This window comes from Bradyrhizobium sp. Leaf396 (assembly GCF_001424605.1).
Taxonomy (GTDB): Bacteria; Pseudomonadota; Alphaproteobacteria; order Rhizobiales; family Xanthobacteraceae; genus Bradyrhizobium; species Bradyrhizobium japonicum_C.
In genome coordinates, this window is record NZ_LMQJ01000011.1 from 1 (window position 1) to 22,470 (window position 22,470).

At 64.1% G+C, this 22,470-nt stretch carries 22 protein-coding genes and 1 tRNA gene; 6 read left to right on the forward strand and 17 right to left on the reverse strand.

Annotated features, from left to right (window positions below):
* The first annotated feature begins 628 nt into the window (after nucleotides 1–628).
* The 3 genes from ASG57_RS12465 (at nucleotide 629) to ASG57_RS12475 (ending at nucleotide 2,912) form a co-directional block, all read left to right on the forward strand.
* On the forward strand, nucleotides 629–832 hold the full coding sequence (locus ASG57_RS12465; protein WP_051160721.1) for a hypothetical protein: 204 nt from the start codon (nucleotides 629–631) through the stop codon (nucleotides 830–832).
* Between the two features lie 99 nt (nucleotides 833–931).
* Nucleotides 932–2,299: a metal-dependent hydrolase family protein gene (locus tag ASG57_RS12470; protein WP_080654941.1), complete on the forward strand. Its 1,368-nt coding sequence runs from the start codon at nucleotides 932–934 to the stop codon at nucleotides 2,297–2,299.
* A gap of 160 nt (nucleotides 2,300–2,459) precedes the next feature.
* On the forward strand, nucleotides 2,460–2,912 hold the full coding sequence (locus ASG57_RS12475) for a universal stress protein (protein WP_057196421.1): 453 nt from the start codon (nucleotides 2,460–2,462) through the stop codon (nucleotides 2,910–2,912).
* A 250-nt stretch (nucleotides 2,913–3,162) separates the two neighbouring features.
* Here the strand turns inward: ASG57_RS12475 and ASG57_RS12480 are convergent.
* Nucleotides 3,163–3,252 (reverse strand) — tRNA-Ser (locus ASG57_RS12480).
* 240 nt (nucleotides 3,253–3,492) lie between these two features.
* Here ASG57_RS12480 and ASG57_RS12485 point away from each other — a divergent pair.
* Complete coding sequence (locus tag ASG57_RS12485; RefSeq protein ID WP_057196422.1) at nucleotides 3,493–3,909, forward strand: hypothetical protein; 417 nt, start codon at nucleotides 3,493–3,495, stop codon at nucleotides 3,907–3,909.
* Here the strand turns inward: ASG57_RS12485 and ASG57_RS12490 are convergent.
* From ASG57_RS12490 to pncA, 14 genes are all read right to left on the reverse strand, one after another.
* Entirely contained in the window at nucleotides 3,899–4,282 is a 384-nt protein-coding gene (locus ASG57_RS12490) for a hypothetical protein (protein WP_057196423.1), read from the reverse strand. The two genes, ASG57_RS12485 and ASG57_RS12490, sit on opposite strands and share 11 nt — an antisense overlap.
* A gap of 117 nt (nucleotides 4,283–4,399) precedes the next feature.
* Nucleotides 4,400–4,723 (reverse strand): hypothetical protein, encoded by a 324-nt coding sequence (locus ASG57_RS12495; RefSeq protein ID WP_035697870.1) that lies wholly within the window; start codon nucleotides 4,721–4,723, stop codon nucleotides 4,400–4,402.
* Between the two features lie 218 nt (nucleotides 4,724–4,941).
* The gene (ilvD, locus tag ASG57_RS12500) at nucleotides 4,942–6,792 is read right to left on the reverse strand and encodes a dihydroxy-acid dehydratase (protein ID WP_057196424.1); all 1,851 of its coding nucleotides are present in this window, start codon (nucleotides 6,790–6,792) and stop codon (nucleotides 4,942–4,944) included.
* A 156-nt stretch (nucleotides 6,793–6,948) separates the two neighbouring features.
* The gene (locus tag ASG57_RS12505; protein ID WP_057196425.1) at nucleotides 6,949–7,809 is read right to left on the reverse strand and encodes an ABC transporter permease; all 861 of its coding nucleotides are present in this window, start codon (nucleotides 7,807–7,809) and stop codon (nucleotides 6,949–6,951) included.
* The gene (locus tag ASG57_RS12510) at nucleotides 7,806–8,735 is read right to left on the reverse strand and encodes an ABC transporter permease (RefSeq protein ID WP_024341864.1); all 930 of its coding nucleotides are present in this window, start codon (nucleotides 8,733–8,735) and stop codon (nucleotides 7,806–7,808) included. The genes ASG57_RS12505 and ASG57_RS12510 overlap by 4 nt, the downstream gene beginning before the upstream one ends.
* On the reverse strand, nucleotides 8,735–9,721 hold the full coding sequence (locus ASG57_RS12515; RefSeq protein WP_024341865.1) for an ABC transporter ATP-binding protein: 987 nt from the start codon (nucleotides 9,719–9,721) through the stop codon (nucleotides 8,735–8,737). Before ASG57_RS12515 ends, ASG57_RS12510 begins: the two co-directional genes overlap by 1 nt.
* Nucleotides 9,718–10,701 carry an ABC transporter ATP-binding protein gene (locus tag ASG57_RS12520; protein WP_057196426.1) on the reverse strand — a complete coding sequence of 328 codons (984 nt, stop codon included), beginning with the start codon at nucleotides 10,699–10,701 and terminating at the stop codon, nucleotides 9,718–9,720. Before ASG57_RS12520 ends, ASG57_RS12515 begins: the two co-directional genes overlap by 4 nt.
* A 1-nt stretch (nucleotide 10,702) precedes the next feature.
* Nucleotides 10,703–12,340, reverse strand: a complete 1,638-nt coding sequence (locus tag ASG57_RS12525) for an ABC transporter substrate-binding protein (RefSeq protein WP_057196427.1) — start codon at nucleotides 12,338–12,340, stop codon at nucleotides 10,703–10,705.
* A 27-nt stretch (nucleotides 12,341–12,367) separates the two neighbouring features.
* Complete coding sequence (locus tag ASG57_RS12530; protein WP_057196475.1) at nucleotides 12,368–13,183, reverse strand: sugar phosphate isomerase/epimerase family protein; 816 nt, start codon at nucleotides 13,181–13,183, stop codon at nucleotides 12,368–12,370.
* A gap of 450 nt (nucleotides 13,184–13,633) precedes the next feature.
* Nucleotides 13,634–14,893, reverse strand: a complete 1,260-nt coding sequence (locus ASG57_RS12535; protein WP_024341869.1) for a DUF1236 domain-containing protein — start codon at nucleotides 14,891–14,893, stop codon at nucleotides 13,634–13,636.
* 108 nt (nucleotides 14,894–15,001) lie between these two features.
* Entirely contained in the window at nucleotides 15,002–15,385 is a 384-nt protein-coding gene (locus ASG57_RS12540; RefSeq protein ID WP_024341870.1) for a GrlR family regulatory protein, read from the reverse strand.
* A 38-nt stretch (nucleotides 15,386–15,423) separates the two neighbouring features.
* Entirely contained in the window at nucleotides 15,424–17,457 is a 2,034-nt protein-coding gene (locus ASG57_RS12545) for an NAD(+) synthase (protein ID WP_057196428.1), read from the reverse strand.
* Nucleotides 17,458–17,604: 147 nt separating this feature from the next.
* Nucleotides 17,605–18,717: an alpha/beta fold hydrolase gene (locus ASG57_RS12550; RefSeq protein WP_057196429.1), complete on the reverse strand. Its 1,113-nt coding sequence runs from the start codon at nucleotides 18,715–18,717 to the stop codon at nucleotides 17,605–17,607.
* Nucleotides 18,718–18,733: 16 nt separating this feature from the next.
* Nucleotides 18,734–19,360 (reverse strand): bifunctional nicotinamidase/pyrazinamidase, encoded by a 627-nt coding sequence (gene pncA, locus ASG57_RS12555; protein WP_057196430.1) that lies wholly within the window; start codon nucleotides 19,358–19,360, stop codon nucleotides 18,734–18,736.
* 264 nt (nucleotides 19,361–19,624) lie between these two features.
* On the opposite strand from pncA, the gene glk reads away from it, so the two are divergent.
* Both glk and ASG57_RS12565 read left to right on the forward strand, forming a co-directional pair.
* Entirely contained in the window at nucleotides 19,625–20,611 is a 987-nt protein-coding gene (gene glk / locus ASG57_RS12560) for a glucokinase (protein ID WP_057196431.1), read from the forward strand.
* Between the two features lie 143 nt (nucleotides 20,612–20,754).
* Entirely contained in the window at nucleotides 20,755–20,958 is a 204-nt protein-coding gene (locus tag ASG57_RS12565) for a hypothetical protein (RefSeq protein ID WP_057196432.1), read from the forward strand.
* A gap of 30 nt (nucleotides 20,959–20,988) precedes the next feature.
* Here the strand turns inward: ASG57_RS12565 and ASG57_RS12570 are convergent, their stop codons facing one another.
* Nucleotides 20,989–21,366, reverse strand: a complete 378-nt coding sequence (locus ASG57_RS12570) for a response regulator (protein ID WP_024341876.1) — start codon at nucleotides 21,364–21,366, stop codon at nucleotides 20,989–20,991.
* A 112-nt stretch (nucleotides 21,367–21,478) separates the two neighbouring features.
* Nucleotides 21,479–22,264, reverse strand: coding sequence for a Spy/CpxP family protein refolding chaperone (locus ASG57_RS12575; RefSeq protein ID WP_024341877.1), 786 nt, complete (start codon nucleotides 22,262–22,264; stop codon nucleotides 21,479–21,481).
* Nucleotides 22,265–22,470 lie beyond the last annotated feature (206 nt).

The window sequence follows — 22,470 nt, forward strand, 5'->3', positions numbered from 1 at the left end:
CCCCGCCGCCTCGCGCTTGTACTCTTCAGTAAACGACCGACGTGCACGTTCCATTCAACACCTCCAGGCTCAACGAGCCTACTACAGGTGTCCACTCATTCGGAGGAAGTTCAGTGCCACATGTCTTGAGTTCGAAGAATAAGAAGCAACGAAACAAGAGGATCGAACCATGAGCACCGTCGATCGTCGCGCCGCGCTTCGTGGACTTTTGTGTGTCACCTTCGCCGCGGGTTGCGGCGTTACTCTGCGGCCCAGCGAGGCCAATGCCATACCGCTTGCACTTTCCAAAGACCTTCCGGCCGAGTCGAGCAATCTGAAACAGAAGGCGCAAGTTGGCTTAGGCCCGCCACCGCGGCCCCTCCCGGAACGTCATCGTCGGCGTCGGCGTCGGCGTCGTCGCTGGGAGTGCTGGTGGCGCAGAGGGCGTCGCATTTGCGGTTACAGGCATTGGCGTTAGTCATCGTTGTGGCGCCTTGTCATGCCTGCTGAATTCCCGGCCGAGTGTGGGTGCTCGGATTTGTCCTCGGCGTGGCCTAACATCCCACGGCGCAGGTCAGGCTGACCCTACGCATGGGGGCGGCGGTGGAGCGACATAGCGAGAATTGATCAATAAGAAGGGAGTACGCTGATGGCGATCGTAGTTGAAAGACCAATCCTTCTGGTCAAGAAGCTCGCGGGTATGCTCCTCCTGCTTTTTGGTTTGCTGCTGACAGCGGTCGGCTTAAGCAGCGAGTCGGCCGGCTTCACCGCTATCGGCATTGCCTTTCTTGTTGCTGGCGCAATCTCCCTGGCTCTGAAAATCGTTCGGCGCAATCAGAGCGATCCGCTCTGATCATTCGTAAAGATATCCTGTCGCTGATACAGAACATAGAGGGGGAATACGCGGGTGATGCTGGGAGTTTTCTCGATTACTCTGGGCATGGGGCGGCGAATGCGAGGTAGCGCAACCTGTCGTTCACTGGCCGTCGCGGTGGCGCTGTCGAGTTGGTTTGGTGGAGTATGTCTAGCGCAGCAGGCGCCTCCGGCAGAAGGGGGGACTACGCTATTTCAGAATGTCCGCATCTTCGACGGCAAGAGCACCACGCTGTCTGCTCCCTCCAATGTCTTGGTCCGTGGTAACAAGATCGAAACAATTTCCCTACACCCACTAGCGGTGGATAGCCTCGCGGAAATTCGCAATATCGAAGGCGGCGGACGCACACTGATGCCCGGCCTCATCGATAACCATTGGCATGCGATGTTGATCCGAGTTACCCCGGTGCAATCATTTGGCGATGTCGGCTACCTCAATCTTGTTGCTGGCGACGAGGCTACGCACACCCTGATGCGCGGTTTTACTACTGTTCGAGATGTGGGCGGTCCGGTATTTGGTCTTAAGAGCGCCATTGACGAAGGTATCATCAAGGGTCCACGCATTTATCCCTCAGGCGCCGTCATTACTGTGACGAGTGGCCATGGGGATTTTCGCCAGCTTATAGATTTACCACGAACGATCGGCGGTATGCTCACCCGCATGGAGCAGACCGGCGGCGCGATGGTTGCGGACAGCCCGGACGAGGTCCGCGTCCGTGCCCGCGAACAGCTCATGCAAGGCGCTTCACAAATCAAGTTGACGGCCGGCGGCGGAGTGTCGTCGCCTTTCAGTCCGATCGACGTGACCACTTTCACCGAACCCGAAATACGTGCTGCCGTTGAAGCCGCTGAGAATTGGGGCACCTACGTCACGGCTCATGCCTTCACGCCTGCGGCGATTCGAGGAGCACTTGCAGCCGGAGTAAAGTGTATCGAACACGCCTTCCTCATGGACGAACAGACAGCAAAACTGATTGCAGACAGGGGTGTTTGGCTGAGTATGCAGCCTCTGCCCGAAGAATTGAGGTTGGGCTTTCCAGTAGGCTCAGTTCAAAGAGCCAAGGCCGATGAGGTCTGGCCCGGGATAGCGAGATCCTACGAATTGGCGAGGAAGTACAAGATCAAGACGGCGTGGGGAACCGATGTTCTGTTCTCTGCAGCGCTAGCGCGACAACAGGGGGCCATCCTGGCCTCACTCGCCCGCTGGTACACGCCCGCCGAAGCGCTGACCATGGCTACATCGACCAATGCCGAACTGCTGGCCTTATCCGGCAAGCGGAATCCTTATCCCGGCAAACTCGGCGTTGTGGAACAAGGCGCATTAGCGGATTTGCTGCTCGTCGACGGAAATCCGTTGAACGATATCAGCCTTCTTGCCGACCCCGTCAACAATCTCAAAATCATCATGAAAGACGGAAAAATATACAAGGATACGCTCACCAAGTAGTGCCGCGCTATTGCCTGTTCGATGAATAAAGTCGTTTTTGCTCAATCGCACCATGAGTCGTTGAGCGACTTTTTATGCCGCTGGTGGATAGCCGCTAGTTCGACATCCGCGCACGAACAAATTCGCGTCGGGTGATTGGCCAGATCGGGGAGGAGATCGAATGTATACCAACATCCTCTTGAGCACCGATGGATCAGAGCTTGCGAACAAAGGCGTCAGACACGGACTCGCCCTTGCCAAGGCTCTAAACGCCAAAGCAACGATCATTACAGTGACGGAGGCAATGTACATTGACTATGGGAGTGGGCACACCTCGGCGATCCTACCGTCTCAGGACGAGATCGATAGCTACGAGGCAGCTCATAAGGAGCACGCGCACAATGTGTTAAAGGTGGTTCGATCGATGGCGGAGGAAATCGGCGTTTCTTCAGACTTTCTGCATGTTCCGAATTCGCACCCGGCTACTGCAATCATCGAAACAGCAAAGTCCAAAGGTTGCGACTTGATCGTCATGGCATCTCACGGGCGACGCGGCCTTAGGAGGCTGTTTTTGGGAAGTCAAACATCCGAGGTCCTGGCGAATGGAATGGTACCAGTATTGGTCGTGCCGTAGCCCCCTCTCCTAAAGTTCGAACTCCCGCATCGGCCGGGCAGGCAGACCAGCGTCTGCATCGCCGCAGCAGTCTACAATCTCACACCAGAACTCAGCTGCCGATGAAGAAACGCGAGGTACCCTGCCGGTCTCCGCTTGGTGACAGAGTTCGTAGCTTGTCACCGTAGCTACTTCGCGCCACCCTCAGGTCGCCTCAGAAAATCGTAGAAGGTCCAATCCCTTAACTATTGCCGTTTGGAGGAGTGGATACTGGCGGAAGGGGTGGGATTCGAACCCACGGTACCCTTGCGGGCACGCCGGTTTTCAAGACCGGTGCCTTAAACCGCTCGGCCACCCTTCCAGTCCGGGAGTGGGTGTCGCTTAACGCAGTCGGTCGGGGAAGGCAACGCGAACTTGGTGCTGGCGGCGTGATCGGGTTTTGGGACCCCCGAGGGGGCCGCGTTTCGACGAGCTGTCGTAGCAATGTCCTTACCTGAAAGGTGCTCGCCGCCAAGGGGAACGAGCCTCCGAGTTGAGCACGATCAAAGGGCTTAGGCTGATCGTCGTTAGCCTTGGCCCATACGTTCGAGGGAGGATCGATATGAGCTTGAAGCGAATTCTGCTGACCGCCGCGCTTCTGGCTGGATTTGCGGCACCGGCACTGGCGCAGCCGTTTCCACGTCCGGTGCTCCAATACGCCGGCCAGTTCGTTTTTGGACCAACGCTCATTGTCGGGCTGACGGTCGTCAACTGGAATGACTACTCGCCAGCGCTGTTTGCGGCGTCGCCGAAGCTGCCGCCGTGCGGGCTCAACGCCGCTGCATCTCGCACGTGGGTCGACATCTACAATGTCAGGAACACGAGACTCTACGGATTCTGCGACCTCGGCGAGCCGTTTAGCCTGACGCAGCTCTGGTTCTCGCTTCCGTCCGCCCGGCGCCCGAGGTCGGTCTACATCACGCTTACCGACCGGTTGCGGCTCCGAAGAGTGGTGTCGAACAGGGTGGCTATTCCGTGAGCCGGACAGTTGAAGCGGCCGCTTTGGTCTTAGCTGGAGGACAGTCAACCAGCACGGCGCTCCTGATATACTTCGTTCTCTGGCGGTCGCTGACGTGGCGGCCGAACTGAGGGCTGAAATTGAGGTCGTAACGGCACCCTGCGCGCATCGCCTGATAGATTGGTCCTCGCTCGATCACATAGCTTCCTTGAGGGAGCGTCTTGAGGCGGACGTGCGCGGCCGTCTGTTCCTGACCGTGGTCCGCACCCAGATAGGTGACGCGGTCGGTCGACCCGATCGACCAGACAATCGCGACCGCGCACATCAGCGATCCAACGAGGGCAGCGACCATCCCGAGTTGCGGTCGCTCAACGGTTGTCAGGAACGAGTTCATGCCGTTTTGTCTCGTTCCGGGCTTACCGGTTCATAGTGCCCGCCCCTCACATCTCGCAAAAAGAAAGCGGCGCCCCCCGAGAGGAGCGCCGCAGGTTCTTCCTAGCTGCGTCTGGGCTCAGTAGCCGCAGGACGCGCAGTTCATCTGCACCGGGGCGTAGTAGGAATAGCCGGGCGAGACCATTTCGACGCGCTGGCGCGTGGCGTATTGCGGCGGGATGCGCTCGTACTGGACGCTGGGCGGCGCCACCATCACGGTCTGCGGCACCATCACGGTGCGGTACTGCGCCGGCGTGCGGTGTGCGACGACTGAGCCCGGCGACACCATCACGGTCTCGTCGACAGTGCGGTATTGCGGGGGCACATATTGCTGCTGGTAACAGGTCGTGCAGGGCGGCGGCGCATAGCAATTGTAGCAGCCAGCGGAGGCTGCGCCCGTCATGGAAATCGCGGCGACGGCCGTTGAGAAGACGACAGCAAGAGTACGAGACATTGCGGTGGTGCCCCAGTTGCCCGAAATGGATTTGCGAAGGTCGCGCCAGTATACGCCGCAAAATCCTGGGCTGCCGAACTTCGTGGGGGCATCCTTAATGCGAACGGCCGGCTATCGCCGGCCGTTCAGAACTTGTTGACCATGCGCGTGAGGCGAACGGCGCGGGCTTACTTCACGCGTCGCTTCACCTCCCGCACCGCGCCACGCGCGGCACTGGTTGTGAGCGCAGCGTATGCCTGGAGCGCGGTCGAGACGTTGCGCTTGCGGCCTTGCGCCTGCCAGGCGGAATCGCCCTTGGCCTCCTCCGCTGCGCGGCGCCTGGCGAGCTCCTCGTCGGAGACTTCGAGGTTGATGCTGCGGTTCGGGATGTCGATGGCGATGATATCGCCCGTGCGCACGAGACCGATATTGCCGCCCTCGGCCGCTTCCGGCGAGAGATGGCCGATCGACAGGCCGGACGAACCGCCCGAGAAGCGGCCGTCGGTGACGAGCGCGCAGGCTTTGCCGAGGCCCATCGATTTCAGATAGCTCGTGGGGTAGAGCATCTCCTGCATGCCGGGGCCGCCGCGCGGGCCTTCGTAGATGATGACCACGACCTCGCCGGCGACGACCTTGCCGCCCAGGATGCCCTCGACGGCGGCATCCTGGCTTTCGAACACGCGCGCGGGACCGGAGAATTTCAGGATCGAGGCATCGACGCCGGCGGTCTTCACGATGCAGCCGTCCTGCGCCAGGTTGCCGTAGAGCACGGCAAGACCGCCGTCCTTGCTGAAGGCGTGGTCGAGATCGCGCACGACGCCCTTCTCGCGGTCGGCGTCGAGTTCGTCGTAGCGGCGCTCCTGGCTGAAGGCGACCTGGGTCGGGATCCCGCCCGGCGACGCGCGGTAGAAGGTCCGCACCGCCTCGCTCTTGGTGCGCTTGATGTCCCAGCGTTCCAGCGCCTCGTTCATGGTCGGCGCGTGCACGGTCGACACCGAGGTGTCGATCAGGCCGGCGCGATCGAGCTCGCCGAGAATGCCCATGATGCCGCCGGCACGATGCACGTCCTCGACGTGTACGTCCGCAACCGACGGGGCGACCTTGCAGAGCACGGGCACGCGGCGCGACAGCCGGTCGATGTCCTTCATGGTGAAAGCCACCTGCCCTTCATGGGCGGCGGCGAGCAGATGCAGCACGGTGTTGGTCGACCCGCCCATGGCGATGTCCAGCGTCATCGCGTTCTCGAATGCCTTGAAGTTCGCGATGTTGCGCGGCAGCACGCTGGCATCGTCCTGCTCGTAGTAGCGGCGGACGAGATCGACGATGGTGTGGCCGGCCTCGACGAACAGGCGCCTGCGGTCGGCATGGGTTGCCACCACCGAACCGTTGCCGGGCAGCGCGAGGCCGAGCGCCTCGGTCAGGCAGTTCATGGAATTGGCGGTGAACATGCCCGAGCAGGAGCCGCAGGTCGGACAGGCCGAGCGCTCGATCACCTTGACGTCCTCGTCACTGACCTTGGAGTCGGCGGCCGCCACCATGGCGTCGATGAGGTCGACGGCTTTGGTCTTGCCCTGCAGCTTGACCTTGCCGGCCTCCATCGGCCCGCCCGAGACGAACACGGCGGGGATGTTGAGCCGCAGCGCGGCCATCAGCATGCCGGGCGTGATCTTGTCGCAATTGGAGATGCAGACGAGGCCGTCGGCGCAATGGGCGTTGGCCATGTACTCGACGCTGTCGGCGATGAGCTCGCGCGACGGCAGGCTGTAGAGCATGCCGTCATGGCCCATGGCTATGCCGTCATCGACGGCGATGGTGTTGAATTCCTTTGCGACTCCGCCGGCTTGCTCGATCTCGCGTGCCACGAGCTGGCCGAGGTCCTTGAGGTGGACGTGGCCCGGCACGAACTGGGTGAAGGAGTTGACGACCGCGATGATCGGCTTGCCGAAATCGGCATCCTTCATGCCCGTCGCGCGCCAGAGGCCGCGGGCGCCCGCCATGTTGCGGCCGTGTGTGGTGGTGCGGGAGCGATAGGCTGGCATGGCGGTTTCCGTCCTCGGGTTTGCAGCCGGGCGGGAAAATGTGGAGCCGCCTCAGGCCTTTCCGGCCGGATAGCGCACGGACCGTGCGGGCGCAACGGGAACTTGGCCCGGACAGGGCTCCCCTGCTCCCGGCGCGGACCCTCCTGGCCCGCGTGCCTATTGCAGGGTTGGATCGAGCCGGTCGCGCAGCCAGTCGCCTATCACGGAGACGGCCAGCGTGGTCACCACGATGGTGGTCGCCGGTGCCAGCATGATCCAGGGCGCACGGGTCAGATATTCCCGGCCGTAGCCGACCATGTTGCCGAGGCTGGTCATCGGCGGCTGCACCCCGAGGCCGAGGAACGACAGGCCGGATTCCATCAGGATCACCTCGGGAAACACCAGCGTGGTCGAGACGATCAGCGTCGAGGCGATATTGGGCAGGATGTGCCGAAGATAGATCCGCGACGGCGTCGCACCGAGCTGGCGCACCGCGGCCGCATAACCTTGCGCATTGGCCGAGATGGCAAGACCACGCGCGATGCGGGCATAGCGCTCCCAGCCGAACAGGCCCATCAGGCCGACCAGAAGCGGCAGCGAGTTGCCGAAGAAGGCGAGCACCGCAAGCGCCATGATGAGGAACGGCATGCTGGCCTGGAAGTCGGACAGCATCAGCACGAGCTGCTCTACAGCCCCGCGGAAATGCGCGGCGAGGAAGCCGAGCGTGGTGCCGACGATGGCCGAGATGGCGGTGGCGCCGAACGCGATCAGCAGCGAGATGCGGATGGAGACGAGAAGACGCGACAGCACGTCCCGGCCGAGCTCGTCGGTGCCGAGCCAATGCGCAGCATTGCCGGGCGCCGCCAGCCGGTTGCGCAGGTCGAGCTGGGTATAGCCGTACGGCGCGATCTTCTCGGCGAAGGCCGCGATCAGCAGCATCGCGACGATCCAGGCCACCGCCAGCGCCACCGAGACGGGAATGGCCGGCAGGTTGATGTGGCGGCGGACAGACGTATCCTTCAGCGTGGCATCGGTCATGCGTGCGCTCCTTTGGTGCGCAGGCGCGGGTCGAGAAAGCCGTAGAGGAAATCGACGATCAAATTGGACGTCACCATGGTCATCGCGACCAGCAACAGGATGCACTGCACGACGGCGAGATCGCGGTTGGCGACGGCGACGACGAGAAGCCGCCCTACTCCCGGCCAGGCAAAGACGCTCTCGACCACGACCGCGCCCGCGATCAGCGTGCCGACCATGAAGCCGAGAATGGTCACGGTCGGGATCGCTGCGTTCGGCAGCGCGTGCGACGTCACCACCTTGCGCCACGGCACGCCCTTGGCGGAAGCCGTGCGAATGTAGGGCTGGCCCAGCACCTCCAGCATCGCGCTCCGGGTGAAGCGTGCCAGCACCGCGGCGCCGCCGAGGCTCAGCGTCGTGATCGGCAGGATGGCGTGACGCCAGCTGTCCTGCCCGCCTGACGGCAGCCAGCCGAGCTGCACGGCGAAGACGAGGACCAAGAGCAGCGCCAGCACGAAGCTCGGCACCGTGAAGCCGGCCACTGCCGTCATCATCACGGCGCGATCAATTCCCGAGCCGCGATGCAGCGCAGCGTAGATGCCGGCGGGAATGCCGAGCGCGACCTTGAAGAAGAAGGCCGGCAAGGTCAGCGCCAGCGTTGCCGGAATCCGCTCCAGCACCAGCTCGATCGCAGGCCGGCCGTCGCGCATCGAGCGGCCTAGCTCGCCTTTGGCGATGGCGCCGAAATAGTCGAAATACTGAGCCCAGATGGGATCATCGAGGCCCCAGGCCTTGCGGAACGCTGCGAGCACCTCCGGCGGCGCCTCGGGTCCCAAAATCATCAGCGCGGGATCCCCGGAGAGTCGCAGCACGATGAAGGCGAAGGTGACGACGAGGACGATCGTGAGCGCGGCGCGTCCGATCCGAATGGCGAGATAGCGTCCCATCAGGCGGCGTCCCGTGTCTCGGCGCCCGTGACGAGATGGCAGGCCACCTGGCGGTTGCCGCCGACAGCCAGGAGCGCCGGCACCTCGCTGGCACAGCGCGGGACGGCGCGCGGACAGCGCGGATGGAAGGCGCAGCCGTTCGGCCGCGCGGCCGGGTTCGGCGGATCGCCTGACAGAACGATACGGCCCGCGCTGCGGCGGCCAGGCGCGGGCGAGGCCGAGACCAGCGCCTGGGTGTAGGGATGCTCGGGCCGCGCAAACAGATCGTCGGCGCTGCCGATCTCGACGATGCGGCCGAGATACATCACGGCCACGACGTTGCTGATCTGCCTGACGACGCGCAGATCGTGGCTGATGAACAGCAGCGTCAGCGATAGTTGTGCCTGCAGGTCGCAAAGCAGGTTCACGACCTGCGCCTGGATCGAGACGTCGAGCGCGCTGACTGGCTCGTCGCAAACAAGGAAATCGGGTTTCGTGGCCAGTGCTCGCGCCAGCACGACGCGTTGGCGCTGGCCGCCGGAGAGCGCGCCAGGATAGCGCGCGCCGTGGGCCGGTGTCAGCTCGACCGCGCGCAGCAGCTCCCGGACGCGATCTTCGCGCTCGGCGGGCGTGCCGAGGCCGTGAATGTCGAGCGGCTCTCGGATTTGAACCGCGACGGGCAAGCGCCGGTCCAGCGCCCCCAGCGGGTCCTGGAAGATCATCTGCATCCGCGCCCGCTGCGCCCGCCACGCGGCCGTTCCCGGCGCAGCCATGGGCCTGCCCTCGAACCGCACATCGCCGCTGTCGGGCGGCTCGAGGCCGAGCACGATGCGGCCCGTGGTCGACTTGCCCGAGCCGGACTCGCCGACGAGGCCGAGCGTCTCTCCCTTGGCAATCGTGAGCGACACGCCGTCGACGGCATGAACGGCCGTCGCGCGTCCGAACATACCCGAGCGCATGGCATAGCTGCGCGAGATCGCGGACACTTCGACGAGCGGAGGCCTCATTCCGCAGCCATCCCGAGCACCGCGCGGCGCGAAGCCTCGGCGCGGACACAGGCGACGCTGCGGTCATCGGCGATCGGCGCCAGGGTCGGCGCAGCAAGGCCACACGATTCGCCGGCAAGCGCGCAGCGCGGCGCATAGGCGCAGCCGCTCGGCATGTGCGCCGGATCAGGCACCGTTCCAGGAATGGCAGTGAGGCGCCGACGCGGCCCGTCGAGCGGCGGCAATGCGCCGATCAGGCCCTGCGCATAGGGATGCACGGGATCGGCGAAAAGCTGGTTGCTCGGCGCCGCTTCGACGATGCGCCCGGCATACATCACCGCGACGCGATCGCAATTCTCGGCAACGACGCCAAGATCGTGGCTGATCAGGACCATCGCCATGCCCATCTCGCGGCGGACCAGCGAGAGCAGCTCCAGGATCTGGGCCTGGATAGTGGCATCCAGCGCCGTGGTCGGCTCGTCCGCGATCAGCAGATCGGGATTTCCGGCGAGTGCCATCGCGATCATGACGCGCTGGACCTGGCCGCCGGAGAACTCGTGCGGATAGGCGGACAGCCGCCGCGTCGCGTCGGGGATGCCGACGAGGTCGAGCAGCCGTCGCGCTTCCGCCTTCACCGCCTCGCCCGAGAGATCGCGATGCAGCGCCAGCGCTTCGCAAAGCTGCTTGCGGATGGTGAGCACCGGGTTGAGCGCGCTGGCAGGATCCTGGAAGATCATGGCGATCCGCCCGCCCCGGACGTGATCGAGTTCTGCGGACGGCGCGCCGAGGATCTCTCGTCCGTCCAGCCGCACCGAACCTGCGACCTGCGCATGCCGCGGCAGGAGGCCGAGCGCAGCCAGCCACGTCACCGACTTGCCGGAGCCGGACTCGCCGACGAGGCCGAGCGCCTCGCCCTTTTGCAGAGCGAGATCGACGCCGCGCAGCACCGGCACGCCGCTGAAGGCGACGCTCAGGCCTGCAATGGCGATCAGCTGCGTCACCTCAGGCCTCGAAATTGCCGGCGCGGAAATCCATCGCGAAGGCAGGCGAGGCCTTCCACTTGATCGATTTCGGCTTGGCGGTGAAGGTCGCGTTCTGGTGCAGCACGGTGTAGGCGGGGTCCTCGCGCTCGGCGATCTCCAGCATGCGGCGGAACGCCTTCTTGCGCGCGGCGCGGTCGGTCGAGGTCTCCAGGAACTCCGAGAGCTTGTTCAGTTCGGCGTTGGTCCATTCGCCGATCTGCTGCTGCTGGCCGTTCGGGCCGTGCTGGGCGACCAGCGAGGACACCGGATCGTTGAACGCAGCCGAGTTCGACCAGTCGCGCACGGCGCGTGCCGGTCCGCGCTCCATGATCTGCGACCAGTTTTCCTTGGTCTCGATCTGAACGTTGAGGCCGACCGACTTCCACATCTCGACCAGGATCTGCGCGGTCGCGACCTGGTTGGTGTAGTAATTGTTGAGCAGGCGATAGGGGATCGCATCGCCCTTGTAATTGGCCTGCTTGAGCAGATCCTGCGCGAGCTTCGGATCATAGGCGGGCACGTTCCAGTCGGCGTTGAACATGTCGCCGTAGAACTCCCATTGCAGCCCCTTCGGCACGCGGGTGCGGCCGGCCCACAGGCTGTCGACGATGGCCTGGCGGTCGATCGCATGGGTGAAGGCGCGCCGAACCAAGGGATTGGCGAGCACGGCGTGGTTCTTGTCGAACACGGTGAGGCGGTGATTGAGGATGGTGCCGCCCTGCACTTCGAAGGCGGAGTTCTTCTCGATGCCGGCGATCTGATCCGGCGGGATGTCGCAGGCGAACTGGTATTCGCCCGACAACAGGCCGTTGATGCGGCTCGCGACCTCGGGCACTTCGAGGAAACGGATGCGCTTGAGCGGCGGGCGGCCGCCCCAATATTCGTCATGCGCTTCGAGGGTCAACGACACGTCGGGCTTGAGCTCGACGACCTTGTACGGACCGGTGGTGACGGGCTTGCGCGCCCAGTCGAGATAGCTCGCCGATTCGTCCCAGGCGCGGCGGTTCATGATGTCGGAGCCGTAGCGCGACAACCGCCCCTCGATGGTGACGTCGGGCGTCGCGTTGTAGAAGCGAACCGTGTACTTGTCGACGGCATCGACGCGCACGAGGTCCGGCCAGATGCGCCGGGCGACGGCCGGCACGTCGGGCGGCAGCTCCTTGCCCGGCCGCGGCGTCGGGATCTTCTCGAAGGCCCTGATGGTGGAGCGGTTCTTGGCCTCGGTCTCGCCGAACATGCGCTCGCGGCTGAAGGTGAAGACGACGTCTTCCGCCGTGAGCTCGTCGCCATTGTGGAACTTGACGCCCTGGCGCAGCTTCACTTCGACGGTCTGATCGTCGATGCGGCGCCATTCGGTGGCAAGGCCGGGCACGGCTTCGAGATTGCCGCGCCAGTTCTTGGAGATCAGGCCTTCCCAGATCGAGGAGAAGAACACGCGCTCTCCGACATTGGACTGCTCGCGGAGCACGTCGAGCACGTTCGAATTGGTCACCTTCTGCACGGCGATCGTCACCGACGGACGGTTGTCGCCTTGCGCGATCGCAAAGCGCGGCAGCAGCAGCGTGCTCGCGGCAGCGCCGCCGGATTTCAGGATGGTACGACGGGTGAGTTTGCTCATATGGGACCCCTGCCCTTGTGATGTCGGTTATTCGGCGAGCCCGAGCGCGGCGAGATGGGCTGCGCCGGCGCGGACGTCGTCGTGATTGCGGAGCTCGAGGATCAACCGCGGGTTCGACGTGAGCCGTCCCAGCGCCCGGAATACGGCGACCCACGGGATGTTGCCTTCGCCCGGCGCCCAGTGCCGGTCGGCAAATCCGTCGGTGTCCTGCAGATGCACATGTGTCAGCATGTCGCCCGCAGTTTCGACGTAATAGTCGACGGGCGGCGCTCCGGTGGAGATATGCGCGTAATTGGCGTGGCCGGTGTCGAGCGAGACGCGAACCTTGCTGCTTTCGAGCGCCTTGGCGAGGCGCACGCGGTCACGAGGATCCTTGTCTTCGATGTTCTCGATCACGATCTCGCAGCCAATCGTCTCGGCCCGCGCGATCACCTCGGCGAGCGTTGCTTTGACGCGTTCGACCAGATTGCCGCGATTGTCAGGATAGAGATCGAGATTGTTGTGGTCCCAGGTCGTGAACGGGGAATGGATCACCATCTGCGTCGCGCCGAGGAATTCGGCGGCGTCGAGGCCCTGCAGCAAGCGCTTGGTCACCGCCTGGCGGATCATGGGATCGTGGCTGTCGATCTTGAATCCCCAGAACGGGCCGTGAATGCCGAGGCGCCCGGTATGGCCTGCGAGCATCTGCTTGATCTCGCCCGCGGTGCTCCGCCAATCGCTGTCGAGCAGATCGGCCCGGAAGAAATCCTGTATTTCGAGGTCACGCTGCCGTTCGAGAAGCCAGTCGCGATGCGCGGGGATCGATTTGATGGACAATGCGGCGCCCAGCACCGGCTTCGACATGGCTTGCTCCTCGGTCGTCAGCAATGACGGAGAGCAGCGCTAGACCAGTTCAATGACAGGCCCATGAATGCCGATGCGCCGTAACGAAGGAGGGTGTGGACATCTTGCCGGCCACCCCGAGCAGATCAGGCACGGACGCGCGTGACCGATGTAGAACGAACACATGGCAAGCGAGATCTGTGTCCGTAGTGATCCGGAATGGAATCCTATCCAGCGTTCACGTACATCGCGGGACATCGATCGGCGGCCACTTCCACGGGCATCACCTACTGATCGCGCAGCATGGGGTTGGGGGACCACATGGGGCGGGGGATTGAAGGCTGGGGCAGGTGACGAGGTCCGGACTCCTAGGCACTCCGGACCTCGAAGCTTTCCTAGATTGAACGCAACAATGCGCCGTCCGGCTGGGGCATCCGGGCGGCGCGTTGTCGTTTCAGTGCCTCGCGGCGATCAGCGCGCTTGCGGTTCGATCGTGACGGTGCAGTCGCCCTGCCCCTGCGTGGCGACCAGGATGCTGCCGGCGGCAGCGTCGAGAGCAATCGGCGCGGAGGTGCCGCCGCCCGGCATCTGAACCGTCACGTTCATCGAATCCATGCGCGCGGTCGAGCCGACCGTCGTCGGCTCTGCCTCGGCGACATTGCCGGAGGCATCACGCCGCATGATCCGACAATTCAAGTTGCTGCTCGTGTTGCTGCCTGCAGCTGCCACGTTCGATGTGCCGGAGCCACCCATCTGCGCACGGGCTCGCGAGGGATCGCGCGGCACCTGGCTGACGATGCGCTGCGTGCGCGGCTCCACGATGACGATGTCCTCTTCGGTGGAGAAATACTCGTAGCCCCGGTATTGCGGCTCGATCGCAATGATCTCTGGCGGAAGCCTATGCAATCGTACGCGTGACGGGATCGTCTCACCCACCCGGATCGAGACGTTCAGATTGCGTACCGGCGGGGCCAGGCGCGCGCGTCTCGCGGTTTCGGAGATCCGCACCTGCTTCTCGGTCGTCACCTGGGCCTGCTGATTGACCTGCGTGTTGGTCTGCGTGGTCTGATTGGCTTGATTGGTCTGCGTGCCGGTGGCGGCCGGCGCAGTCTGCGCATTGTTGGTCGGTGCGGTGCGGTTCGTGTCGGTCGCGGTGGCCGGCCGGTTGTTCTGCTGCGCCGGCTGTTGCTCGGCGGCATTGCGCGGCGGCTGAGACTGATTGCGCTCGTTCTGGTTGGCCGCAGTCCCGGCGCGCTCGTTCTGCTGGCCGGAAGGGCCGCTCTTGGACTTCTCGGACTCCGCGGTCGATTTCTGCGGCGCAGACTTGTCCTGCTTGGTCTCGGCGCTGCTCTTGCTGTCGCGTCCCGGCTTCGTGCTCTCGGCTTCCCGGTTGCGATCGCGCGAAGGCTCGCGGGATTCTTGTGCCTGATCCCTGCCTTTCGTCTGGTTGCGATCGGCAGGACCGCGTGACTGGCGCTTGTCGTCGTTCGCCTCCTGCTTGGCAGCGCCGCCCTTCTCCTCGCGGCTCGCGCCCTGCAGTCGCTCTTGGGCGCCCTGTGCGCGCTCTTGAACGCGTTCTTGCGCTGCACCGCGTTGCGGCGCGGCGCCCTTCGCCGGTTCCTCGGTCCGTCTTGGCTCGTCCCTTCGTTCACCGGGCGACTGGGCGTAGGCGAAGCCGGATGCGAGCATCAGCCCAATGGCCGCAGTCGATAACATCAAGTGTTTACGCATGGTCCCTCTCCTCGACAAATCGCAACAACAAACGCGAACGTTCTGTTCGTGCGAATGTTCCTGAGCAGGAACGTGGCCGTGGAATGAGTAGAGCAGATCAGGTCGCGCTCACATTGCATCCTTGAGCGTCAGCCGCGCCGTGAACGTCACGCTGGTCTTGCCGACCAGCGCCATGCCTTCGACTTCCGCGCCACCGGGGAAATAGTCGCCGGAAAAGCCGCAGGTGACCTCCCGACCGCCAAAGGCAAGCATCCTGCCGACGGCTTCGGTGTGCTGATTGACGATCATGTCGCCGCGCCATTTGCCGTTCCGGAACGAGTAGCTGCCGGTGTAGCAGAAGTAGCTGTCGCCGCCCATGATGCGGCCGTCGCAGAGCACGACCACGCCTCTGGCCTGCCCGCGCTTGCCGTCCCGCATTTCGATGTCGAAGATGTAGAGGCCGTTCGTGACCTTGGCCTCCTCACCCGTACCCGCGCCGTCCCCGGCCGACATCAAATCCTCCCTCCCCAACATTGCCGATCGGCAGCCGATCAGCCCGGCACGTTCCGTTCAAGATCCTCGAGCCAAGCGGACGCACTCGAATCCGACGGCGCGCGCCAGTCGCCGCGCGGCGAAAGCGAACCGCCAGCCGAGACCTTGGGTCCATTCGGCATGGCCGAGCGCTTGAACTGGCTGAACGCGAAGAAGCGGCGCAGGAATACTTCCAGCCAGCGGCGGATTTCGGGCAGATCATAGGCCCTGCGTCGATCGTTGGGGAATGCCGGCGGCCATTCGCCCTTGGCAACGTCTTTCCAGGCATGCTGCGCCATGAAGGCAATCTTCGAAGGCCGCATGCCGAAGCGTAGCGTGTAGAACAGGTTGAAATCCTGCAGCTCGTAAGGCCCGACGGCCGCTTCCGTGCTCTGCGGCTTCTCGCCGGCCTCCACCGGCACGAGCTCCGGTGATATCTCGGCAACAAGGATCGACCCTAGCGTCCTGTTGACGTCGTCACTGAATTGCCTGGATGAGATCACCCAGCGGATGAGGTGCTGGATCAACGTCTTCGGCACGCCGGCATTGACGTTGTAATGCGCCATCTGGTCGCCAACGCCATAAGTGCACCAGCCGAGTGCGAGCTCGGAGAGATCGCCGGTTCCTATGACGATGCCGCCATGATGGTTGGCCAACCGGAACAGATAGTCGGTGCGAAGGCCCGCCTGCACGTTCTCGAAGGTGACGTCGTAGACCTTCTCGCCCTTGCCGAAGGGATGGCCGATGTCCTTCAGCATCTGCGTCGCGGTGGTCCTGATGTCGAGCTCCTGCCAGCTCGTGTGCAATGCCTGCATCAGCGCCAGCGCGCGGGTCTTGCTCTCGCTGCCGGTGGCAAAGCCCGGCATGGTATAGGCCAGGATGTTCTCGCGCGGCAGGCCGAGCAGATCGACCGCCTTGGCCGCGACGATCAGCGCGTGGGTGGAATCGAGGCCTCCGGATACGCCGATCACGACGCGCTTGGTGCCGGTTGCGCGCATGCGCTGCACGAGGCCGGCGACCTGGATGTTGTAGGCCTCGTAGCAATCCTGCTCGAGCAGGCTTTCGTCGCTCGGCACGAACGGAAAACGCTCGATCTTTCGCAGGAAGCCGATGTCGGCGGCCGGCGGCTTCATGGCGAACGTCACCTTGCGGTAAAAGGCCTCGCGCTGCCGGCGATTGTCGTCGAACGTTCCCATCAGCGCGCGCTCCTGCCTGAGCAGGTCGAGGTCGATGTCGGCCAGCGTGATCTGGCCGCCCTGGCGGAACCGTTCACCCTCGGCCAGCAGCACGCCGTTCTCGTAGATCGAGGTCTGGCCGTCCCAGGCGAGATCCGTGGTCGATTCCCCGGCTCCCGCGGCGGCATAGACGTAAGCCGCAAGGCAACGCGCCGACGTCGATTGGCACAGGAGAGCGCGCGAGCGGGCCCGGCCGATCGTGATCGGGCTGCCCGAAAGGTTGATGAGCACGCTGGCGCCCGCGAGCGCGAGCTCGGAGGCGGGCGTCACCGGGATCCACATGTCCTCGCAGATCTCGACGCCGATGGTGAGGCCCGGGACGTCCTCGGCCGAGAACAAGAGATCGACGCCGAACGGAGCATGCAGGCCGCCAAAGGCGATCGTCTCGCCCGAGATGCCCGCGCCGGAAGCGAAATGCCGGCCCTCGTAGAATTCGCGGTAGGTCGGCAGATAAGACTTCGGTACGACTCCGAGGACATTGCCACGGTGAATGACGACGGCGCAATTGTAGATGCGATTGCCAAAGCGCAACGGCGCGCCGACGATCAGGACCGTCATCAGTCCAACGGAAGCCTCAACAATGCTGGCGAGTCCTCGCTCGACCGCATCGAGCAGCGGGTCCTGCTTGACGAGATCCTCGATCGCATAGCCGGACAGGCACAGCTCGGGGAACACCGCGACCGCCGCCGACTGCTCATGGCAGGCCTCGGCCGCCGCCAGGACAGCCTTCGCGTTGGCCGTGGGATCGGCGACATGGGACGTGGTGACGCAGGCTGCCACGCGCGCAAATCCGTGAGCGTAGATCGAGTGGAAAGTCATCGAGCGCAGTACCCTTAAATCTCATTCTTGCCGAAGCCATCAGCTCCGGACTCTATGTAGCCCATCAACCGCGTCCCGTGCAGGCCATCGGCCCTCATGCATAACGGATTTGCCGGGGCGCAACCTGCCTCGCCGCGCCCGGCGAGCTCAGGCGCTGCGAGCCAAGGCGCCCGGCAGGTCATCACGCAGCCACGCAGCGATCCGGGGCCAGGCATGCGCGTGGGTCCGCGCGCCCATGAACAGGCCGAGATGATTGCTCTGCTCGGAAGCGGCGGCAATGAAGGCTGGCGGCGTGCCGAGGAGGCCGGCAGTGGCGAACGCCTGCGCCGCAGGCACCACATCGTCATCGAGGCCTGCCAGGAGGAAGACCGGCACCCTCACGTCCTTCAGATCAACAGTGCGGCCGAGAGCAACGAAATTGCCGCTAGCGATCCGGTTCTCCCGAAATATCCCGTTGACGATCTCGAGATAGTATCTGCCCGGCAGATTGAGCGTCTCCGCGTTCCAGCGGTCGAACCGCGCGAGCAGCGCCGCCCCCTGCTCGTCCGAGAGATCCCGCTGCAGGGCCGCCACGATATCGTCGCGGCTCGGCGCCTTGGACCAGAGGCGCAGCATCTCCTCGCCGCTGACATTGCCGCCGCCGCGCGCGACGAGCTGGTCATAAACCAGCTCGGGCGCGTCCCGGGCGAGCCGGGAAAGCGAGGAAGCGATCGACACGTCCACGGGAGCACCGACCAGGACCAACCGCCGCACCTTCGTTGGAAAGCGCGCCGCGTAGAGCAGCGACAGCCATCCACCCTGGCAAAGCCCGATGAGGTCAACCGGCGCGCCGATCTCGTCGACGGCAACGTTGAGATCGCCGAGATAGTTGTCGATCGAGAGGTACCGCATCTCGGGCGTGGCCGACCGCCAATCGGTGAGATAGACCCGGCCAATGCCGCCACCTTGCAGGGACTGCACCACGCTGTGCCCCGGTGCGAAGTCGGCGATCAAGGCCCGATGCAACGCATAGGGTGCACAGATCAGAGCCGCCTGGCCGGAGTGACCCTGCGAGCAATCGCGCAGGCGCATGGTCGCTAGCTCAAGCGCCACCGTGCTCGGCGTCGTCCATGGCAGGCTGCTCTGGGCCGGCTCGGTCGGCCCGCGCTCCATCCACCAGAAGCAGGCGTCCATGGCGAGCCGGGCCGCCGCGAACGGCCACAGCATGGGCTCCTCCGGAGCAGGCCCCGGGCCCTGCTCTTTACCGGCCTTCTCCACCATGGCTATCTCAACATCCTCACAGGAACGCCTCGAGGCTGACGACAGAGATCCCGAACTCCCGAAAACTCTTGTGGGTCGCGGCCACCGAGCCGTCGAGATCGATGCCGCGGCAGGCATCCTCGATGACGGCTACCTCCAACCCTGCCTTACGCGCATCTTCCGCCGAGAAGCGTACGCAGAAATCCAGCGCCAGGTCGGCGACAAAGACGGACTTCAGGTCGCGCTCGCGCAAATAGCCGAGCAGACCGGTCGGTGTCCGATGGTCGTTCTCGAACAGCGCCGAGTAGGAATCGATGCCACGGCGAAAGCCCTTGCGCACCACAAGGGTTGCCCGCGTCACGTCGAGATCGCGATGGAATTCGGCCCCGGCCGTGCCCTGCAGGCAGTGCGGCGGCCATAGCACCTGGGTGCCGTAGTCGAGTTCGATGGTCTGGAAGGGCTGCTTGCCCTCATGATTCGGCGCGAACGAGATGTGGTCGCGCGGATGCCAGTCCTGGGTCAGCACCACATTGGCGAATTTCTGGGCGATCCTGTTGACGGCCGGGACGACCTTCTCGCCTCCGGGAACGGCGAGGGCCCCGCCGGTACAGAAGTCGTTCTGCACGTCGATCACCAGCAACACGTCACGGTCGGAAATCTTCATCGCAAGTCCCCACCCGATCCGTCCGGCAGCGCGCGTCGGACGCCCTCCCAATGTCGGCCTTCCGGCGCGGCTTCGCAACCACTGACCGCGTGCGGCGAGACCGCGCTGGCGACAAGGCTCATGCAGGATGAAACGGTTTGATCCTGTCCGAGTTGACTAGGAACAACCAAGCGAGGATTCTCAGACCGTCCGCGCTTGCGGATCGGATCAGGAACGGAGGCGAAGGTTCCCGAGGCCAGGCAAGGCCGCGGAAGCCGCAGGGCGATGGGCATCGGCAAGTCAGGAAAGATTCTTCTCGCCGATATCGGCGGCACCAATGCGCGCTTCGCGCTGAGCTCATCCGAATCCAATGACGGCAGTCAGACCGGACCGATCGATTATGTGAAAGTTGCAGACTTCCCGACCGTCGGGGAAGCCATCGCGGACGTCCTGGCGCGCCGGTCGGGCGACGAGCCGCCGCAAAGAGCGGTGCTGGCCGTGGCGGGGCCCGTCACCAACAATCGCTGCGTCATGACCAACAGCCCATGGGTCATCGACGGCAACGAGCTGCAACCCGCGCTCGGCCTGGACAGCGTGCACGTGCTGAACGACTTCGAGGTGGTGGCCTGGTCCCTGCCCGCCCTGCAGCCTGCCGACCTGATCCCGCTTGGCGGCGGCGATGGCCTGCCCGGAGAGCCTTTGCTGGTCGCCGGCCCCGGAACCGGTTTTGGTGTCTCCTGTCTGATCGAACGCCACGGTGCGCGGCTGGCGGTCGTCACCGAGGCGGGGCACGCCACGCTACCGGCCGAGAACGAGCGCGAGGAACGCGTGATCGCCTGCCTGCGCAAGCGCCTAGGCCATGTCTCCATCGAACGTGGCGCGCTCTCGGGTTCCGGGCTGCAGAACCTGTACGAAGCGCTCGCGGAAGTCGAGAGCGCCCAGGTACCGCATCGCGATGCCGCCTCCATCACCAAAGCCGCGTTGGAAGGAAGTTGTCCCATCAGCCAAGCCACATTGCAGATGTTCTGCGCCATCCTCGGCTCGGTGGCCGGCAATCTCGCCGTGACGTTCGGAGCCCGCGGCGGCGTCTATATCGCCGGCGGGATCGTGCCGCGCTTTCGCGACTTCCTCGCGGCCTCGGCGTTCCGCGCACGTTTCGAAGCGAAGGGACGCTTCCAGGATTATCTGCGCAACATTCCGACCAGGCTCGTGATCAAGCCGGATGCAAGCTTCGTCGGGCTGAAGATGTTCGCCGACCACACCGCTGACTGACGGACGATCACTCCCGACCGCGAGTTCCAGTAATACACAACTTGTTTTCGGCGCGCGCCTGGTTCCAGGCGGAACGTACTTGCTTGCCCGTTTCGGATGGGAAACAATCTCACCGTGTGTGGCGTGGTTGCGGGGGGCGTGACATGCGTAAGCAGGATCTGGGTTTCGACTATCACCGCTACCACCGCCTGCTAAGCGAGGCGGACAACGAAGACAAGCGGCTGGCGCTGATCGAACTCCTGATCGCGGAACGGGCGCGCGAGCGGCTGGCGGCCCAGCGCGCTTCGGACCGCGCGGCCATGACGGCCCACACGATCGCAAGGGTGCTGAGAAACGGGCGCGACTGAGCGGTTGAACAACTCTCCCGCCGTCACCTGTCAGTTCGGGTTTGTGGCTGGCCGCTCGGGGAACATCGAATCAATCATCGCCTTGAGCTGATCCATTGCGATCGGCTTGCGCAGGATGGGCCTGCGTCTGAGCAAGGATGGCAGCAATTCCGGACCGTAGCCTGTCGCGAACAGAAAGGGCTTCCCGCGGCGTTCGATCAGGTCGGCGACGGGATCGACGTAGACACCCATGAGATTGATGTCGAGGATGGCGAGGTCGTATTGCGCGGTCATGGCAAACGCGCTGGCGTCCCGCACATTGTCCGCCTCCGCGACGACGTGGTGGCCGAGTTCCTCCACCATGTCGGCAATCATCATCCGGATCAACGCCTCGTCTTCGACGAGGAAAACGGAGAGTCCGTCCGCCATTTCAACCCCGCAATCAACCTTGCGAAGCTAAGCATAACCGAACTGCGGTGTGGATACACGAATTCGTGGCGGACGCCGTTAATTCAGGCGCGCCCGAACCGATCCAACTTGATCAATCCAATCCGCGCTCATGACTGAGGCGCACCATCTCCTGAATGAAGACCTGCTTCTGCTTGTCGTCGAGGCTCGAGTAGAGCGGCTCGGCGGCGTCGGCAACGTTGCGCTGGTCGGCGGCTCGATCGATCAGGAACTGGGCCTCGTTGCGCATCTGCTCGATGATGTCGTCAGGCGGATCCCGCTTGGCGCGCGCAATCCGAAGGTTGAGCCGCTCTGCACCATTGTGCCCGAGGTAGTGCATCGCGCTGGAGAAGCCGTACCAGTGCTTCTCCTGATCCGGCGTGAGGTTCAGCTCGGACTTGATCCGCTCGATATAGGCGTCGCTGTTGGCGACGATTTGTTCCGCGCTCTGCTGGGGTGCGCCGGGCTGGGTGAGAACCGTGACACCCTTGTTCTCCTTGCTGCTCTTGTCCCGGGGCGCGTTCTTCGCCTCCTTGCTCGCCTTGGCGTTCTTACCCGTCTTGGCGCTCTTGGCATCCTTGTCCTTGGCCACCCCCTGCTGCTTGGCGTCTTTGCCAGACTCCTTGGGGGCTGGCGGCTGATTGTTGCCGCCGACACCGAGCACGCCGGTGAAGACGCCAACCACGCCGCCGATCGCACCGCCGAGCACGCCGCCGACCGGACCGGCAGCCTTGTTCCCGGCTTCCGCGCCTTCCTGAACGCCTTTGACCAAGCCTTGAGCGTTTGCCGGCGCGGCGGCGCCGAGCAGCAGCGCGAGCACGGTCCCGAGCGCGAACCATCGCCGCAGGTGAAGCAGCGCTGTGTGCGCCGGGTTGATCATCCTCGTCTCCATTATCGAATCGACGGTCCATCGGGCGGGAATAACCGCCGGCTGCAATTGTATCGTTTCAGCCGCTTCGCGGTCCAGACGCAGCCATTGTTGTCCACGCCCGAAAAGTCTTTCACGCGAAGCGGTTACGCACGGTTATTGGAAACTGCGGCGTAAATGCGCACGGACCGTTCCAGGCGGCTTGCCGCGACGTGTGC

Bases quoted from the DNA above. Each gene is read 5' to 3' on its own strand.
- ASG57_RS12465 (WP_051160721.1), top strand. From the start codon at position 629: ATGGCGATCGTAGTTGAAAGACCAATCCTTCTGGTCAAGAAGCTCGCG.
- ASG57_RS12470 (WP_080654941.1), top strand. From the start codon at position 932: ATGCGAGGTAGCGCAACCTGTCGTTCACTGGCCGTCGCGGTGGCGCTG.
- ASG57_RS12475 (WP_057196421.1), top strand. From the start codon at position 2,460: ATGTATACCAACATCCTCTTGAGCACCGATGGATCAGAGCTTGCGAAC.
- ASG57_RS12485 (WP_057196422.1), top strand. From the start codon at position 3,493: ATGAGCTTGAAGCGAATTCTGCTGACCGCCGCGCTTCTGGCTGGATTT.
- ASG57_RS12490 (WP_057196423.1), bottom strand. From the start codon at position 4,282: ATGAACTCGTTCCTGACAACCGTTGAGCGACCGCAACTCGGGATGGTC.
- ASG57_RS12495 (WP_035697870.1), bottom strand. From the start codon at position 4,723: ATGACGGGCGCAGCCTCCGCTGGCTGCTACAATTGCTATGCGCCGCCG.
- ilvD (WP_057196424.1), bottom strand. From the start codon at position 6,792: ATGCCAGCCTATCGCTCCCGCACCACCACACACGGCCGCAACATGGCG.
- ASG57_RS12505 (WP_057196425.1), bottom strand. From the start codon at position 7,809: ATGACCGATGCCACGCTGAAGGATACGTCTGTCCGCCGCCACATCAAC.
- ASG57_RS12510 (WP_024341864.1), bottom strand. From the start codon at position 8,735: ATGGGACGCTATCTCGCCATTCGGATCGGACGCGCCGCGCTCACGATC.
- ASG57_RS12515 (WP_024341865.1), bottom strand. From the start codon at position 9,721: ATGAGGCCTCCGCTCGTCGAAGTGTCCGCGATCTCGCGCAGCTATGCC.
- ASG57_RS12525 (WP_057196427.1), bottom strand. From the start codon at position 12,340: ATGAGCAAACTCACCCGTCGTACCATCCTGAAATCCGGCGGCGCTGCC.
- ASG57_RS12530 (WP_057196475.1), bottom strand. From the start codon at position 13,183: ATGTCGAAGCCGGTGCTGGGCGCCGCATTGTCCATCAAATCGATCCCC.
- ASG57_RS12535 (WP_024341869.1), bottom strand. From the start codon at position 14,893: ATGCGTAAACACTTGATGTTATCGACTGCGGCCATTGGGCTGATGCTC.
- ASG57_RS12540 (WP_024341870.1), bottom strand. From the start codon at position 15,385: ATGTCGGCCGGGGACGGCGCGGGTACGGGTGAGGAGGCCAAGGTCACG.
- ASG57_RS12545 (WP_057196428.1), bottom strand. From the start codon at position 17,457: ATGACTTTCCACTCGATCTACGCTCACGGATTTGCGCGCGTGGCAGCC.
- ASG57_RS12550 (WP_057196429.1), bottom strand. From the start codon at position 18,717: ATGGTGGAGAAGGCCGGTAAAGAGCAGGGCCCGGGGCCTGCTCCGGAG.
- pncA (WP_057196430.1), bottom strand. From the start codon at position 19,360: ATGAAGATTTCCGACCGTGACGTGTTGCTGGTGATCGACGTGCAGAAC.
- glk (WP_057196431.1), top strand. From the start codon at position 19,625: ATGGGCATCGGCAAGTCAGGAAAGATTCTTCTCGCCGATATCGGCGGC.
- ASG57_RS12565 (WP_057196432.1), top strand. From the start codon at position 20,755: ATGCGTAAGCAGGATCTGGGTTTCGACTATCACCGCTACCACCGCCTG.
- ASG57_RS12570 (WP_024341876.1), bottom strand. From the start codon at position 21,366: ATGGCGGACGGACTCTCCGTTTTCCTCGTCGAAGACGAGGCGTTGATC.
- ASG57_RS12575 (WP_024341877.1), bottom strand. From the start codon at position 22,264: ATGATCAACCCGGCGCACACAGCGCTGCTTCACCTGCGGCGATGGTTC.